The sequence below is a fragment of the Aeromonas sp. A600620 genome (assembly GCF_029479985.1).
Taxonomy (GTDB): Bacteria; Pseudomonadota; Gammaproteobacteria; order Enterobacterales; family Aeromonadaceae; genus Aeromonas; species Aeromonas veronii_A.
On sequence record NZ_JAAKXB010000010.1, the window covers coordinates 152,130 to 165,052 of the forward strand.

Sequence of the window (12,923 nt, forward strand, 5' to 3'; positions counted from 1 at the left end):
TTCCTACGGTCAATAATTACCTACATAGTACTAGTCCAATAGTAGTAGTAATGATAGGGATAAGGCGTTGACCTCTATCATGGTTTATATTTTTGATTGTTGTCACATTTTGTCTTTTGTTTTGCTATTGACGCATTTATAGAATTAAATTCAGTTGTTTTCTGTTTTATCTATTTGTTTACTTTCCGCGACAGCTGTTAGCGCCCTCGCAAAACCCCACAAGATTCGCTGATATAGTGAGCAGTGAGCCTCAACGGAGTGTCGCTGATGAGCCCTTTCTCACTGCTGTGTGTCGCCGCCAATGTGCAACTGTTGGCCGAATTCGAACAGGAGTTGGCTCCGCTGCTCGGCCATTTCGCGCTGGTGGTGGTGGTCGGTCAGGGGTCGGCGGAGCTGGCCTTGGACGAGTTGGATCGCAAGGGGCAGCCACCCGCCGTGGTGGTGTGTGACAGCGATCTGGGGGATGGGAGAGGGGCCGATTTTCTGATCCGCCTCGGCAGCCGTCACGAGGCGTGCCGCAAGATCCTGCTCGGCAGCCAGCCGGAGATGAAATCGATCATCGAGGCGGTCAACCTAGGTCGTCTCGACTACTACCTGCAACGCCCCTGGCGCGATGGCAGCCTGCGTCGGGCGGTGATCGAGCAGGCCAGCCACTTTGTATTGCAGCGTCCCGAGGCGGACCTGCTGAGCTATGCCGCCGTGCTCGACAACCAGAAGCTGCTGCGAGCCCACGTCGATCGTCAGTTGGCTGCCTATCGGCAGGGCTTTATGGATTACACCCACTGCAGCGATGAAGAGCTGTCCCGGGTGGTGATCGACGGTCTCTACCAGTTTTTCGAGGGCAATGACGAGGAGCGGGTCTGCCGCCACTACAGTCCGGGCCATGTGCTGACCCGCGAGGGGGAGCCCAACAGCTTCCTCTGGTTTATCGCCAAGGGGGAGGTGGTGCTGCGCAAGCGGGACGAGCAGGGGATCGATCAGGAGGTGGTGCACTACCGTACCGGCTCGCTGGTGGGGGGCATGTCATTTGTGACTGGAGAACCCGCCTTCACCACCGGCGTGACTCTGACCGGCGCCGAGGTGATCAAGCTCGACAAGCTGCAATTCTCCCGGGTGATGCAGGCGCGCAGCGAACTGCTCCCCTCCTTTACCAACCTGCTGCTGCGCCACTTCAACCGCCGTCTGCAAAACAGCATCCGCACCGAGATGCGGCTGCAACAGACCCTCAACTCCCTCGATGCCGCTCACGCCCAGCTGGTGGAGAGCGAAAAGATGGCGATGCTGGGTCAGCTGGTGGCCGGTGTCGCCCACGAGCTGAATAACCCGGTGGCGGCCATTATCCGTGGCAGCGAGACCCTGCGGGCTGCCATCCCCGATCTGGTCAATCTCGAACTGCCCGCCTCTATCAAGGGTCTCGGCAACCAGACCCTCTGTCAGGCGCTCTCCTCCCAGCCGGTCTCGACCAGCGAGATCCGTGACAAGACCCGGCTGGCGGAGGGGCGCTTTGGTGATCGCCAGCAGGCGCGGCTGGCGGTGCAGATGAATCTGGATGACGAGCTGAACTGGCAGCGCTGGTTTGCCAGCCGCACTGCCGACGAGCGGGAGGCCCTGCTCGCCCGGCTGGAGCTGTTCCAGCAGACCGGCAGCTTCCTGCGCAATATCGAAGTGTGTGCCCGTCGCATCGGCGATCTGGTCAAGAGCCTCAAGCAGTATGCCCGGCAGGATCGGGCCGAACCCTCGCTGGTAGACCTGCACGAAGGGCTGGAAGATACCCTGATGATTTTCGAAAACCGCCTCAAGCAGCATGAGCTCTGCAAGGAGTACCAGCCGTTGCCGCTGGTGCGCTGTCACCCCATCGCCCTGCAGCAGGTGTGGACCAACCTGATCGCCAACAGTCTGGATGCCATGAGCGGCCCGGGGCGACTCACCGTCCGTACCGGATTGCTGGATCCCGAGTGGGTCATGGTAGAGATCGAGGATAGCGGTTGCGGCATCGAGCCCGAGCTGTGGCAGCGGATCTTCGATCTCAACTTCACCACCAAGCGGGAGGGCCATTTCGGCCTCGGTATCGGTCTGAGCGTTTCGCTGCAGATAGTTCAGCAGCACCACGGCCGGATTGAGGTGGCCTCGGAGCCTGGCCGTTACACCCGGATGCGGGTCTGTCTGCCGCTGGACGGCATGGGGCAGGCCGGTTACGGGGGCGAACCTCATCACAACAAGGAGCATGCGGCCTGAGCCGTCGCCAGCATCAATCGCGCGGCGTGCCAAACCATGTCGCCAAGGAGGAGCAATGAACAAACACTATCTGATCCTGTGTGTGGACGATGAGCGGGAGGTGCTGGATGCGGTGATCCACGATCTCGCCCCGTTCCGTTCCCACTTCGAACTGGAAGCCGCCGAGAGCGTCGATGAGGCGCGTGCGGTGGTGGAGGAGTGGGAGCGCGACGGCAACAAGCTGGCGCTGATCCTCTGTGACCACATCATGCCGGGAACCCTGGGGGTCGATTTTCTGGTGGAGCTGAACCGGCGAGCCTCCACCCGTGCCAGCCGCAAATTGCTGCTGACCGGACAAGCGGGGCTGGAGGCCACCGTCGAAGCGGTCAATCGCGGCGGGTTGCACTACTACCTTGCCAAACCGTGGAAGCTGGAGACCCTGCAAGAGGCGGTGCGCGAACAGCTGACCGACTATCTGCTGGCGGAAGATGGCGAAAATGCCTTCCACTTTGCGCCGCTGCTCAATCAGGCGCGGCTGTTTGCCGCCATCCACGATCACCCGTTCGACGAGTAGGGGCAGTTGGGCTTTCGCAGTGGCAGTTGTATACTGTCTGCATATACAGTATTGCAGGTAGCCACCGATGCGACTCTTTATCGCCGAGAAGCCCACGCTGGGCCGCGCCATTGCCGATGCCCTGCCCAAGCCCCACAAGAAGGGCGACGGTTTTATCGAAACAGCCCAGGGGGATGTGGTCACCTGGTGCATCGGCCATCTGCTGGAGCAGGCCGAGCCCGATGCCTATGACGCCGCTTTCAAGCAGTGGCGGATGGAGCATCTCCCCATCATCCCCGCCCAGTGGCAGTTGGTGGCCAAGCCCAAGACCAAAACCCAGCTCACCGTCATCAAGCGGCTGATCAAGCAGGCGGACTGCGTGGTCAACGCCGGTGACCCGGACCGGGAAGGACAACTGCTGGTGGACGAGGTGATCGACTTTCTCGGCTACCCGAAAACCAAGCCGGTGCAGCGCTGCCTCATTAGCGATCTCAACCCGCCCGCGGTGCGCCGCGCCCTCGACAAACTGAGGGATAACAAGGAGTTTGTGCCGCTGGCGGTTTCCGCACTGGCCCGCAGTCGGGCCGACTGGCTCTACGGCATCAACATGACCCGCGCCTATACCTTGCTCGGGCGCAAGGCAGGTTGCAGCGAGCTGCTCTCGGTTGGTCGGGTGCAGACCCCGCTGCTGGGGCTGGTGGTGCGGCGGGATCTCGAGATCGAGGCCTTCGTGCCCAAACCCTTCTACGAGGTGCTGGCCCATCTGTTGACCGATAGCAACGAGCGTTTCACCGCCAAGTGGCTGCCATCGGAAGCCTGTCTGCCGTGGCAGGATGAGGAGGGGCGGGTGCTCAACCGGGCGCTGGCCGACAAGGTGGTGAGCCGGATCAACGGCCAGCCTGCACAGGTCGAATCGGTGGAGGAGCAGGCCCGCAAGCAGGCGGCGCCGCTGCCCTACAACCTCTCCAGCCTGCAGATCGATGCCGCCAAGCGCTTCGGCATGGATGCCAAGCGGGTGCTCGACATCTGCCAGAGCCTCTACGAGCGCCACAAGCTCATCACCTATCCGCGCTCCGATAGCCGCTATCTGCCGACCGACCACTTCAAGCGGGCCGAACAGGTGCGCGGTGCCATCGCCGCCACAGCGCCTGCGCTGGCCAAGGCGGTGAGCGAGGCAGACGGCAAGATCCGCAGCAAGGCGTGGAACGACAGCAAGGTGGATGCCCACCACGCCATCATCCCCACCGAGAAGCAGGGCAACCCCGCCACGCTGGGGGCCGACGAGGCGAAGCTCTATGGCCTGATTGCCCGCCAGTATCTGCTGCAGTTCTATCCCCCGTTCGAATACAACGACAGCAAGGTGCTGCTGCGCATCGCCGGTGGTCTGTTTCAGGCCAAGGCGCGGCGCATTCTTAAGGCAGGCTGGAAGGCACTGCTCGGGGTGGAAGAGGATGACGACGAAGAGAAGGCGGGCACGTTGCCTGCCCTGAAAGAGGGAGAGCAACTGCTCTGCGAGCGGGGCGAACTGCAGGAGAAAATGACCCAGCCGCCCAAGTCGTTCACCGACGCGACTCTGCTGGCGGCCATGACCGGCATCGCCCGTTATGTGCAGGATCCCGAGATCCGCAAGACCCTGCGCGACACCGATGGCCTCGGCACAGAAGCGACCCGGGCGGGCATTATCGACCTGCTGTTCAAGCGCCGCTTTCTGGTGCGTCAGGGCAAGAGCATCAAGGCGACCCCGACCGGGCGGGCGCTGGTGCAGGCGCTGCCTGCTACTGCCACCACGCCGGATATGACGGCGCTGTGGGAGCAGAGCCTCGGCCAGATCGCCGAGCGCCACGGCAGCTACCAGCAGTTCATGGGGCCGCTCACCGAGCAGCTCAACGGCCTGATTGAAGGGGCGCGGCAGGACTCCGGCGCCAGCTTCAGCGCCCTACCCAAGGAGGCGCCGGGTGCCGGCAAGCGGCGTTTTACCAAACGCAAGAGTCCGGCGGCCAGCACGACTGGCGGGCCCCGACCGCGCAAGACGGCCAGCAAGCGCCAGACTAGGGCTGCATAACGAAAAAAGGCGCCCATCCTGGGCGCCAAAGGCATTGTTGTCAGGCTGCCTGAGTGGACAAGCTGGCACGGATCCTGTGCTGGTAGTGCAGAACCACACCGAGAAACACCAGATCCTTGAACAGGAAGAACTCGGTGACTGGCACGCCATCAACCACTTTCCAGACACCTGTCAGAGTCAGCAGGAAGCTCAGCGTCGCCAGGAAGGTGACGATAGCCCCCATGCTGCACCAGTAACCGATGCGAGGTTGCCACAGACCCACGACCAGTCCGATGGCGATCACTATCTCGACCACCCCGATCAGGTTCGATACGCTCTGTTCCGACAGGGGGCCATAGAGCCAGCTCATCAAGGGGTGGCTGGCTACCAGTGGTTTGATGGCGGCTGCCTCGGTCGGGGTAAACTTGAAGACGCCGATCCAGAGCAGGGTCAATACCACGCCCGCCAGGGCGACCAGAAAGCCTTTGTCATGTTGCTGCATGGGGGCTCCTTGTTTAAGGGGTCAGAGTGACGGGCGGGAAGTCGATCTCGGTCGCCGCCAGGTGGTTGCCATAGTTGGTCAGGGTATTGACCACCACCTGGCCGAGCACCTCCAGCAGCAGCTCGTCATCTACGCCTGCGGCACGGGCGCTAGCAAGCTGCTCGTCACTGATCACCCCGCGCTGACTGACCAGCGCTGTTGCCAGTTGCAGCAGGGCGTGATCAAGGGGAGCCGAGGCCTGGCCGAGCCGGGCAGCCCGGATCTCCTGGGCCGAGAATCCGGCCTTGCCCGCGAGCAGTGTGTGGGCAGACAAACAGTATTGGCAGGCGTTGGCTTGACCTATGGCCAGTGCCAGCAACTCCCGTTGTGGGGCAGTGAGACGCCCCTTGCCAAGCGCCTCGGCAAAGGCCAGGAAGCCATTGAGCAGGGCTGGCGAGTGGGCCAGGGTAGCGTAGAGGTTGGGCACCATACCCAGATTGCGTTGCAGGGTGGCCAGGGTCTGGGCAGCTGCGGGTTGCGGTTGGGATACGGGTTGGATACGGCTCATGATCTTCTCCTGTGGTAGTGAAGGTACGGGAGACAGTGTGCCGTCATTCGTGATACGGTTTATCACTCATCGTCTGCAAATAAATACTATTAGTCTCAAATATGGATCCGCTCTCTGCCCTGTTGGTTCATGCCTCCCCCGAAGCCAAGATCTTCTTCGCCGGCAACCTGTGCCAGAACTCCTCCAGTGATGATTACCCGAGTGGCGGACATCTTCATCTGCTGCGCAGCGGTGCCGTCATGCTGCGTGAAGAGGGGGGAGCCAGCTTGCTGCTCGAGGAGCCGACTCTGATCCTGTTCCCTCGGGGACGTCCTCACAAGCTTGAACCCAGAACTCTGGGGGGTTGTGATTTGGTGTGCGCCAATGTCGTATTCGGCAGGGGGGGATCATCGCCGTTGCAACTGGCATTACCGGGCTCGCTGGTGCTGCCGCTACGTGAGTTGCCTGTCCTGACGCCGGTGCTGAGTCAGCTGTTTGACGAGGCGTTTCACCCCCGCTACGGGCAGGATCCGCTGATCTCCCGCTTGCTGGAGGTACTGTTGATCCTGCTGCTGCGTCATCTGGTCGAGCAAGGGGTGTGTCAGCAGGGGATGCTGGCAGGTATTTCCGATCCCCAGTTGGCCAAGGCGATCTCGGTGATGCATCAGCGTGGGGATGAACCCTGGACGGTGGCCACGCTGGCGCGGGAGGCCGGCATGTCGCGGGCCCGCTTTGCCGCGAGGTTTCAGGAGCGGGTCGGTCAAGCGCCGCTTGGTTATCTGACCCGCTGGCGCATGGCGTGCGCCTGCCAGCAACTGCTGGCGGGGGAGCCCATGGTGCAGGTGGCGCTGGGTGCGGGATACAGCAGCAGTGTTGCCTTTGGTCGGGCATTCGAGCGGGAGCTGGGGGTGAGCCCGGGGCGCTGGCTCAAGGCGCAGCAACAAGCCGAATAAAAAAACGGGGCAGCCAGTGGCTGCCCCGTGTTCATGGCTGGTCAGCCGGTATAGACGTTCTCTTCCGGATAACGGATGCGGGTCTCGACCGGGCGGGCCAGCATAAAGGCCAGGGTCAGGGGGCCGAGACGGCCGCAGATCATCACCAGCACCAGGATCAGCTTGCCCGGCTCGCTCAGGGAGGCGGTGATGCCGGTGGAGAGGCCGACGGTGGCAAATGCCGAGATGGTCTCGAACATGATTTTGTCGAACGGCAGATCCTCGGTCACCATCAGCAGGAACATCGCCAGCATCAGCACCATGGTGCTGACGATGATGATGGCCAGCGAGCGGGTCACGATCTGGGGCGACAGGGTGCGGCCAAAAGCGGTGACATGGGGCCGCTTGGTCAGAAACGCCTTGGTCGCCAGCAGCACGACCGCGAAGGTGGTGACTTTGATACCGCCACCGGTGGAGGTGGCACCGGCACCGATAAACATCAGCATCATCAGGAACAGCAACGCCGCCGGGGTCATCAGCCCGATATCTATGGTATTGAAACCGGCGGTACGGGCGCTGGCAGACTGGAAGAAGGCAGCCAGCAGCTGGCCACCGATACCGGCCTTGCCGAGGGTGCCCGGGTTGTTGTGTTCCAGCATCCAGAACATCAGGGTACCGGCCAGCAGCAGCGCCGGGGTCATCAGCAGCATCAGCTTGCTGTGCAGCTTCAGCTTGCGCCAGCGGCGGTTGCGCACCAGATCGACGATGACGGTAAAGCCGATCCCCCCCAGGATCAGCAGACCGGCGATGGTCAGGCTGATGATGGGGTCGTCCCTATAGTCCATCAGGTTGTTGGCAAACAGCGAAAACCCGGCGTTGTTGAAGGCCGATACTGCGTGGAAGAAGCTGACATAGAGGCCGTGCACCCAACCCATCTCGGGCACCCAGCGGATCGCCATGATGCCGGTACCGATCAATTGGGCGATAAAGGCGAACAGCACGATCCGTTTGACCAGCTGAATGATGTTGACCGAGCCTTCCTGTCCCAGCGCCTCCTTGGCCAGTACCTGCTGGCGTAGGCCGACCCGTTTGCTGAAGATGGCGATCAGCAGCAGGGTCATGGTCATCTGGCCCAGACCGCCGATCTCCATCAGCATCAGCAGGAAAATCTGCCCCTGCAGGGTAAAGGCGGTGCCGGTATCCACCACGCCAAGACCTGTCACGCTGATGGCCGAGGTGGCGGTAAACAGGGCGTTGACGAAGGTGACCTCGCCATTGTGGCTGGAGGGTTGCACCAGAAAGATGGTGCCAATCAGCAGAATGATCAGAAAGCTGCCGAGGATCAGCCGGGCTTCGCTCCAGCGAGAGTCCTGCTCCCGATGGAGGGCGAAGGCGTAGCTGCTGCGCCAGTTGATCATAGGGTTTCGAGCCAGTGGTCGATGGCGTGCTTGTTGCCCGCCAGGATCAGGATGTCGCCCAGTTGCAGCTCCATCTTGCCGGTCAGCACGTTGTGCAGCACATCACCACGCTTGATGGCGAGCAGCTGGAAATCGCTCTGTTGCAGCAGATGGAAGTCGCCTAGTTCCCGGCCGTTCTGTTGTAGGCCAATCACGAACTCGGTCAGCACCATGTCGTGGCCCAGCTCCAGATAGTCGAACAGCCGGTTGTCCAGCATGCTCTGGGCGACCCGGCGGCCCATGTCCCACTCCGGGTTGATCACCTTGTCGGCGCCCACTTTCTGCAGGATCTTGGCGTGGAACTTGTCGCGCGCCTTGACCCACACCTTCTTCACGCCCGCCTCTTTCAAGACGAGGGTGGTGAGGATGCTGGTCTCCAGGTTGTCACCGATGGCAACGAAGACGATATCGAAATTGGCCAGTCCCAGCTCGGCCACGGTGGCCTCATCGGTGGCGTCGGCCACGATAACGTGATTGCAGAGGGCGGCGATTTGCCGGGTCTTGCTCTCGTCGATATCGATGGCCAGTACTTCGGCATCTTGCCGTTGCAGCTCTTCGCACAGCGCGCTGCCAAACAGGCCCAGGCCGATGACGGCAAACTGGTTGTTCATGAGTTATTCCTCAGCAGTTGAAGTCGCCTACTCTAAACCACTGCTATTCCCCCGAAAAGGGCTCGGGTTTTTCGTCATGGGGCAACTTGAGGTAGACTGCGCCCTTGCACCAAGCCGGGATAGACCGATGAAACTGAATGCCAACGCCTCCTTGTTGAAGCTCAACACCCTTGCCCTCGATGCGTATTGCCTCTGGCTGGCCGAGGTGGAGCAGGTTGCCGATCTGGCGACCCTGCGTGCCGATCCGCAGTTCAACCAGCTGCCGCGCCTCAATCTGGGCGGCGGCAGCAACATGCTCTTCACCACCGATTTTCTCGGTCTGGTGGTGCTCAACCGGCTCAAGGGGATTACCGCTGAAGATGGTGGCGATCACTGGTTGCTCCATGTTGCGGCCGGTGAAGATTGGCATCAGCTGGTGCGCCATACCTTGCAACAGGGCTGGTTCGGGCTGGAGAATCTGGCGCTCATTCCCGGCACAGTCGGTGCAGCGCCGGTGCAGAATATCGGTGCCTATGGCGTTGAGCTGGCCGACTTCTGCGCCTATGTCGAGGCGTTCAACTGGCAGAGTGGCGAGATAGAACGGATCGCGGCGGCAGAGTGCCGCTTCGGTTATCGCGACAGTATCTTCAAACACGAGTATCAGGATTCCCACCTGATCACTGCCGTCGGGCTCAAACTGCCCAAGGGGTGGCAACCGGTGCTGGGCTATGGCCCACTGGCGGCGCTCGGTGACGCGCCTTCGGCGCAGGTCATCTTCGATACCGTCTGTGCCACCCGCATGGCCAAACTGCCGGATCCCGCCGTGCTCGGCAATGCCGGTAGCTTCTTCAAAAATCCGGTGGTGCCTGCCGCGCTGGCGGAGTCGCTCAAGGTGCGCTACCCGCAGATGCCCTGCTATCCGGCCGGAGAAGGGCAGGCCAAGCTGGCTGCGGGCTGGCTCATCGATCAGTGCGGTCTGAAAGGTTTCGCCATCGGCCGCGCCGCCGTCCATCAGGAGCAGGCGCTGGTACTGGTCAATCTAGGGGGCGCCAGTGCCATGGAGCTGATCGCGCTGGCGGCTCATGTCCGCGACAGCGTGGAGCAGACGTTTGGCGTGGTGTTGGAGCACGAGGTGCGCTTTATGGGGGCGCATGGTGAAACCTGGCTCGACGAGGTGCTCTCATGACGTTGACTCCCATCAGACAGACCCTGATCACCCTGCTTAGCGACGGCCAGTTTCACTCCGGCGAACAGCTGGGTGAGCAGCTCGGCATCAGCCGGGCGGCGGTGAGCAAACACATGGCGGCGCTCAAGGAGCTGGGGTTGGATCTCTTTAGCCTGACCGGCAAGGGCTACCGGTTGGCGGTGCCGATGGCGCTCTATGATCAGGCTACCTTGCAGGCACTGGCCCCGATGGCACCGGTGCACTGTTTTCCGGTCATTGGCTCGACCAATCAACACCTGCTGGATCGGGTCAATGAGCTGCGCTCTGGCGAGAGCTGTCTGGCCGAGTGTCAGACAGCCGGGCGCGGTCGTCGTGGCAAACCCTGGATTTCGCCGTTTGGTTGCCAGCTGATCCTCAGCATGTACTGGCGACTCGAACAAGGCATGGCGGCGGCCATGGGGCTGAGTCTGGCGGTCGGCGTGGCAGTGGTTGAAGCGCTGGAGTCCCTTGGCTATCAAGGCGTCGAGCTCAAGTGGCCGAACGACCTCTACTATCAGGGCCGCAAGCTGGCGGGAATACTGGTGGAGATGAGCGGTAGCGCCGGGGCCAGTTGTCATCTGGTGATCGGCATTGGTCTCAATCTGGCGATGCCTGCCCGCGAAGGTGAGAAGATTGATCAGGCCTGGGCTGAGCTGCGTCACATCAATCCGGAACTGGTGGATCGCAATCAGTTGGCGGCCCGGATGATCGTCCATCTGCAGCGGGCGTTGCATACCTTTGAGCAGCAGGGGCTGGCAAGCTTTGTCGATGAGTGGAACCGGCTCGATCACTTTGCCAGTCGCCCGGTGCGCCTGCTGATGGGAGATCAGGAGATCCGCGGCATCGCTCGTGGCATCGACGATCGCGGCGCCCTGCGACTGGATACGGAGGAGGGCACCAAGTTCTATCTGGGTGGTGAACTCTCCCTGCGCCGGGGCGACTGAGGGTCAGCAAGGCCGCTCATGATACCAAACAAGAAGAGGGGGCCCGCGGGCCCCCTCTTCGTTATCCGGCAACTGTAGTCATCATTTGCGCAGCTTGATCTGTTCGATGGCGTGCTCATGGCCCTTGGTCATGATCAGGTTGGCTCGCTCACGAGTTGGCAGGATATTTTCTTGCAAATTCAGATAGTTGATGTCTTGCCAGATGTTGCTGGCGATCTGGGTCGCCTCACTCTCCGCCAGCTTGGCGTAGTTATGGAAGTAGGAGTCGGGATCCGAGAAGGCGCCGCTGCGGAATTTCAGGAAGCGTTCGATATACCAGGTGCGCAGCAGTTCGGCATCGGCATCCACATAGATGGAGAAGTCGACGAAGTCCGACACGAAGACCCGATGGGGCTCCTGAGGATAATCCATGCCGCTTTGCAGCACATTGAGCCCTTCCAGGATCAGAATGTCCGGCTGCTCCACCACCTTCTTCTCATCGGGAATGATGTCGTAGATAAGGTGGGAGTAAACCGGCGCTTCGACCTTCTCGTGACCAGCGCGGATGTTGGCGACAAATTCCACCAGATGGCGGATGTCGTAGGATTCCGGGAACCCCTTGCGGCGCATCAGGCCGCGCTCTTCCAGTACCTTGTTGGGATAGAGGAAGCCGTCGGTGGTGACCAGCTCCACCCGCGGATGTTCCGGCCAGCGCTCCAACAGGGCCTGCAGAATACGGGCCGTGGTGCTTTTGCCCCCCGCCACGCTGCCGGCAATGCTGATAATATAGGTGCCCTTGCCGCGGGACTGGCCGAGAAACTGCTCCAGCACCCGGCTGCGACGCTGTTTGGCTTTGACATAGAGATTGAGCAGGCGGGAGAGAGGCAGATAGATCTCTTCCACTTCCCGCAATGACACCTTCTCGTTGATCCCGCGCAGGGTCTGCAGATCGTGTTCGGTCAGGGTCAGGGGGACCGAATCGCGCAATAACGCCCATTGTTCGCGGGTGAATTGCAGATAGGGGTTATGCTCTGTCGTCATGGTGTCATCACTGTTTCTTGGGCACGGCGACCATACACCAAGGGTGGGGGAGCGACAAGGGACGCAGCAGGATTGGCTTGTTTGCCCCCGCTTTTTTGCAAACTTCCCAGCAATAAAGCATATTTTGCCGGGTTCAATGGTTGCATCCCCCAAAACCTTACAATAAAATGCGCGACGCTTGACTGTCTGTCGTCTATTTGCCGTGCAAAAGCGATAAACACAACGGGTGCAAGCAGAATTACCGTTGTGACAATCTGGCGTCTGGAGGGGTTCCCGAGCGGCCAAAGGGATCAGACTGTAAATCTGACGGCTCTGCCTTCGAAGGTTCGAATCCTTCTCCCTCCACCATATTTCTCTGCGGTTTGAGTTCTTTGGGTTAGAGAAATGCGGGCATCGTATAATGGCTATTACCTCAGCCTTCCAAGCTGATGATGCGGGTTCGATTCCCGCTGCCCGCTCCAAGATGCTGATATGGCTCAGGCGTTAGCAGAGCCGCACCCTAGGGTGAGTTCGGCAAGCGAACCAGCCATCAGTACCTCTCTCTTTCCCACCAGATTCAAATCCATCATATAAACTGTTCTGTGGTTAGCTTGCCACCGCGTACTCAGCGTTAGTTTAGAGGGACGATCATGTCTAAAGAAAAATTTGAGCGTAATAAACCGCACGTTAACGTGGGTACCATCGGCCACGTTGACCACGGTAAAACCACCCTGACTGCAGCTATCACCAACGTGCTGGCCAAGCACTTCGGTGGTAAAGCTTTCGCCTTCGACCAGATCGACAAGGCACCGGAAGAGCGTGAGCGTGGTATCACCATCAACACCTCCCACGTAGAATACGACACCGCTACCCGTCACTACGCACACGTAGACTGCCCGGGTCACGCCGACTACGTTAAAAACATGATCACCGGTGCTGCCCAGATGGACGGCGCGATCCT

12 protein-coding genes and 2 tRNA genes are annotated in these 12,923 nt (G+C 60.8%); 9 read left to right on the forward strand and 5 right to left on the reverse strand.

Annotated features, from left to right (window positions below):
* Positions 1-267 precede the first annotated feature (267 nt).
* The 3 genes from G5533_RS13855 to G5533_RS13865 all read left to right on the forward strand — a co-directional run bounded on the left by G5533_RS13855 (position 268) and on the right by G5533_RS13865 (position 4,829).
* Entirely contained in the window at positions 268-2,235 is a 1,968-nt protein-coding gene (locus tag G5533_RS13855) for an ATP-binding protein (RefSeq protein ID WP_441254911.1), read from the forward strand.
* A gap of 55 nt (positions 2,236-2,290) precedes the next feature.
* Positions 2,291-2,788, forward strand: a complete 498-nt coding sequence (locus G5533_RS13860; protein WP_005339850.1) for a response regulator — start codon at positions 2,291-2,293, stop codon at positions 2,786-2,788.
* A gap of 67 nt (positions 2,789-2,855) precedes the next feature.
* Positions 2,856-4,829 carry a DNA topoisomerase III gene (locus G5533_RS13865; protein ID WP_441254913.1) on the forward strand — a complete coding sequence of 658 codons (1,974 nt, stop codon included), beginning with the start codon at positions 2,856-2,858 and terminating at the stop codon, positions 4,827-4,829.
* Between the two features lie 40 nt (positions 4,830-4,869).
* Here G5533_RS13865 and G5533_RS13870 read toward each other — a convergent pair whose 3' ends face one another.
* Together G5533_RS13870 and G5533_RS13875 are read right to left on the reverse strand one after the other, a co-directional pair.
* Positions 4,870-5,310, reverse strand: coding sequence for a DUF417 family protein (locus tag G5533_RS13870; RefSeq protein WP_005341854.1), 441 nt, complete (start codon positions 5,308-5,310; stop codon positions 4,870-4,872).
* 13 nt (positions 5,311-5,323) lie between these two features.
* Entirely contained in the window at positions 5,324-5,857 is a 534-nt protein-coding gene (locus G5533_RS13875) for a carboxymuconolactone decarboxylase family protein (protein WP_139412137.1), read from the reverse strand.
* A 101-nt stretch (positions 5,858-5,958) separates the two neighbouring features.
* On the opposite strand from G5533_RS13875, the gene G5533_RS13880 reads away from it, so the two are divergent.
* Entirely contained in the window at positions 5,959-6,789 is an 831-nt protein-coding gene (locus G5533_RS13880) for a cupin domain-containing protein (protein WP_441254914.1), read from the forward strand.
* A 41-nt stretch (positions 6,790-6,830) separates the two neighbouring features.
* On the opposite strand, the gene G5533_RS13885 is transcribed toward G5533_RS13880, so the two are convergent.
* Entirely contained in the window at positions 6,831-8,186 is a 1,356-nt protein-coding gene (locus G5533_RS13885; protein WP_441254916.1) for a TrkH family potassium uptake protein, read from the reverse strand.
* Positions 8,183-8,836, reverse strand: a complete 654-nt coding sequence (locus G5533_RS13890) for a potassium channel family protein (protein ID WP_005339863.1) — start codon at positions 8,834-8,836, stop codon at positions 8,183-8,185. The genes G5533_RS13885 and G5533_RS13890 overlap by 4 nt, the downstream gene beginning before the upstream one ends.
* A 127-nt stretch (positions 8,837-8,963) precedes the next feature.
* Between G5533_RS13890 and murB the strand changes: the two genes are divergently transcribed.
* Together murB and birA are read left to right on the forward strand one after the other, a co-directional pair.
* The gene (murB, locus tag G5533_RS13895; protein ID WP_159164501.1) at positions 8,964-10,001 is read left to right on the forward strand and encodes a UDP-N-acetylmuramate dehydrogenase; all 1,038 of its coding nucleotides are present in this window, start codon (positions 8,964-8,966) and stop codon (positions 9,999-10,001) included.
* Positions 9,998-10,963, forward strand: coding sequence for a bifunctional biotin--[acetyl-CoA-carboxylase] ligase/biotin operon repressor BirA (gene birA / locus G5533_RS13900; protein ID WP_421209070.1), 966 nt, complete (start codon positions 9,998-10,000; stop codon positions 10,961-10,963). Before murB ends, birA begins: the two co-directional genes overlap by 4 nt.
* Positions 10,964-11,044: 81 nt before the next feature.
* Here birA and coaA read toward each other — a convergent pair whose 3' ends face one another.
* Positions 11,045-11,983 carry a type I pantothenate kinase gene (gene coaA, locus G5533_RS13905; protein ID WP_005339877.1) on the reverse strand — a complete coding sequence of 313 codons (939 nt, stop codon included), beginning with the start codon at positions 11,981-11,983 and terminating at the stop codon, positions 11,045-11,047.
* A 263-nt stretch (positions 11,984-12,246) separates the two neighbouring features.
* Here coaA and G5533_RS13910 point away from each other — a divergent pair.
* The 3 genes from G5533_RS13910 to G5533_RS13920 form a co-directional block, all read left to right on the forward strand.
* Positions 12,247-12,331: transfer RNA gene (locus G5533_RS13910), tRNA-Tyr, on the forward strand.
* A gap of 38 nt (positions 12,332-12,369) precedes the next feature.
* A tRNA-Gly gene (locus tag G5533_RS13915) sits at positions 12,370-12,444 on the forward strand.
* A 168-nt stretch (positions 12,445-12,612) separates the two neighbouring features.
* The coding region (locus tag G5533_RS13920) for a GTP-binding protein (RefSeq protein ID WP_238325203.1) at positions 12,613-12,923 on the forward strand (311 nt) is incomplete at its 3' end.

Coding starts and splice junctions, on each gene's coding strand:
- G5533_RS13875 (WP_139412137.1), bottom strand. CDS start 5,857: ATGAGCCGTATCCAACCCGTATCCCAACCGCAACCCGCAGCTGCCCAG.
- G5533_RS13880 (WP_441254914.1), top strand. CDS start 5,959: ATGGATCCGCTCTCTGCCCTGTTGGTTCATGCCTCCCCCGAAGCCAAG.
- G5533_RS13855 (WP_441254911.1), top strand. CDS start 268: ATGAGCCCTTTCTCACTGCTGTGTGTCGCCGCCAATGTGCAACTGTTG.
- murB (WP_159164501.1), top strand. CDS start 8,964: ATGAAACTGAATGCCAACGCCTCCTTGTTGAAGCTCAACACCCTTGCC.
- G5533_RS13870 (WP_005341854.1), bottom strand. CDS start 5,310: ATGCAGCAACATGACAAAGGCTTTCTGGTCGCCCTGGCGGGCGTGGTA.
- G5533_RS13890 (WP_005339863.1), bottom strand. CDS start 8,836: ATGAACAACCAGTTTGCCGTCATCGGCCTGGGCCTGTTTGGCAGCGCG.
- G5533_RS13885 (WP_441254916.1), bottom strand. CDS start 8,186: ATGATCAACTGGCGCAGCAGCTACGCCTTCGCCCTCCATCGGGAGCAG.
- birA (WP_421209070.1), top strand. CDS start 9,998: ATGACGTTGACTCCCATCAGACAGACCCTGATCACCCTGCTTAGCGAC.
- G5533_RS13865 (WP_441254913.1), top strand. CDS start 2,856: ATGCGACTCTTTATCGCCGAGAAGCCCACGCTGGGCCGCGCCATTGCC.
- G5533_RS13860 (WP_005339850.1), top strand. CDS start 2,291: ATGAACAAACACTATCTGATCCTGTGTGTGGACGATGAGCGGGAGGTG.
- coaA (WP_005339877.1), bottom strand. CDS start 11,983: ATGACGACAGAGCATAACCCCTATCTGCAATTCACCCGCGAACAATGG.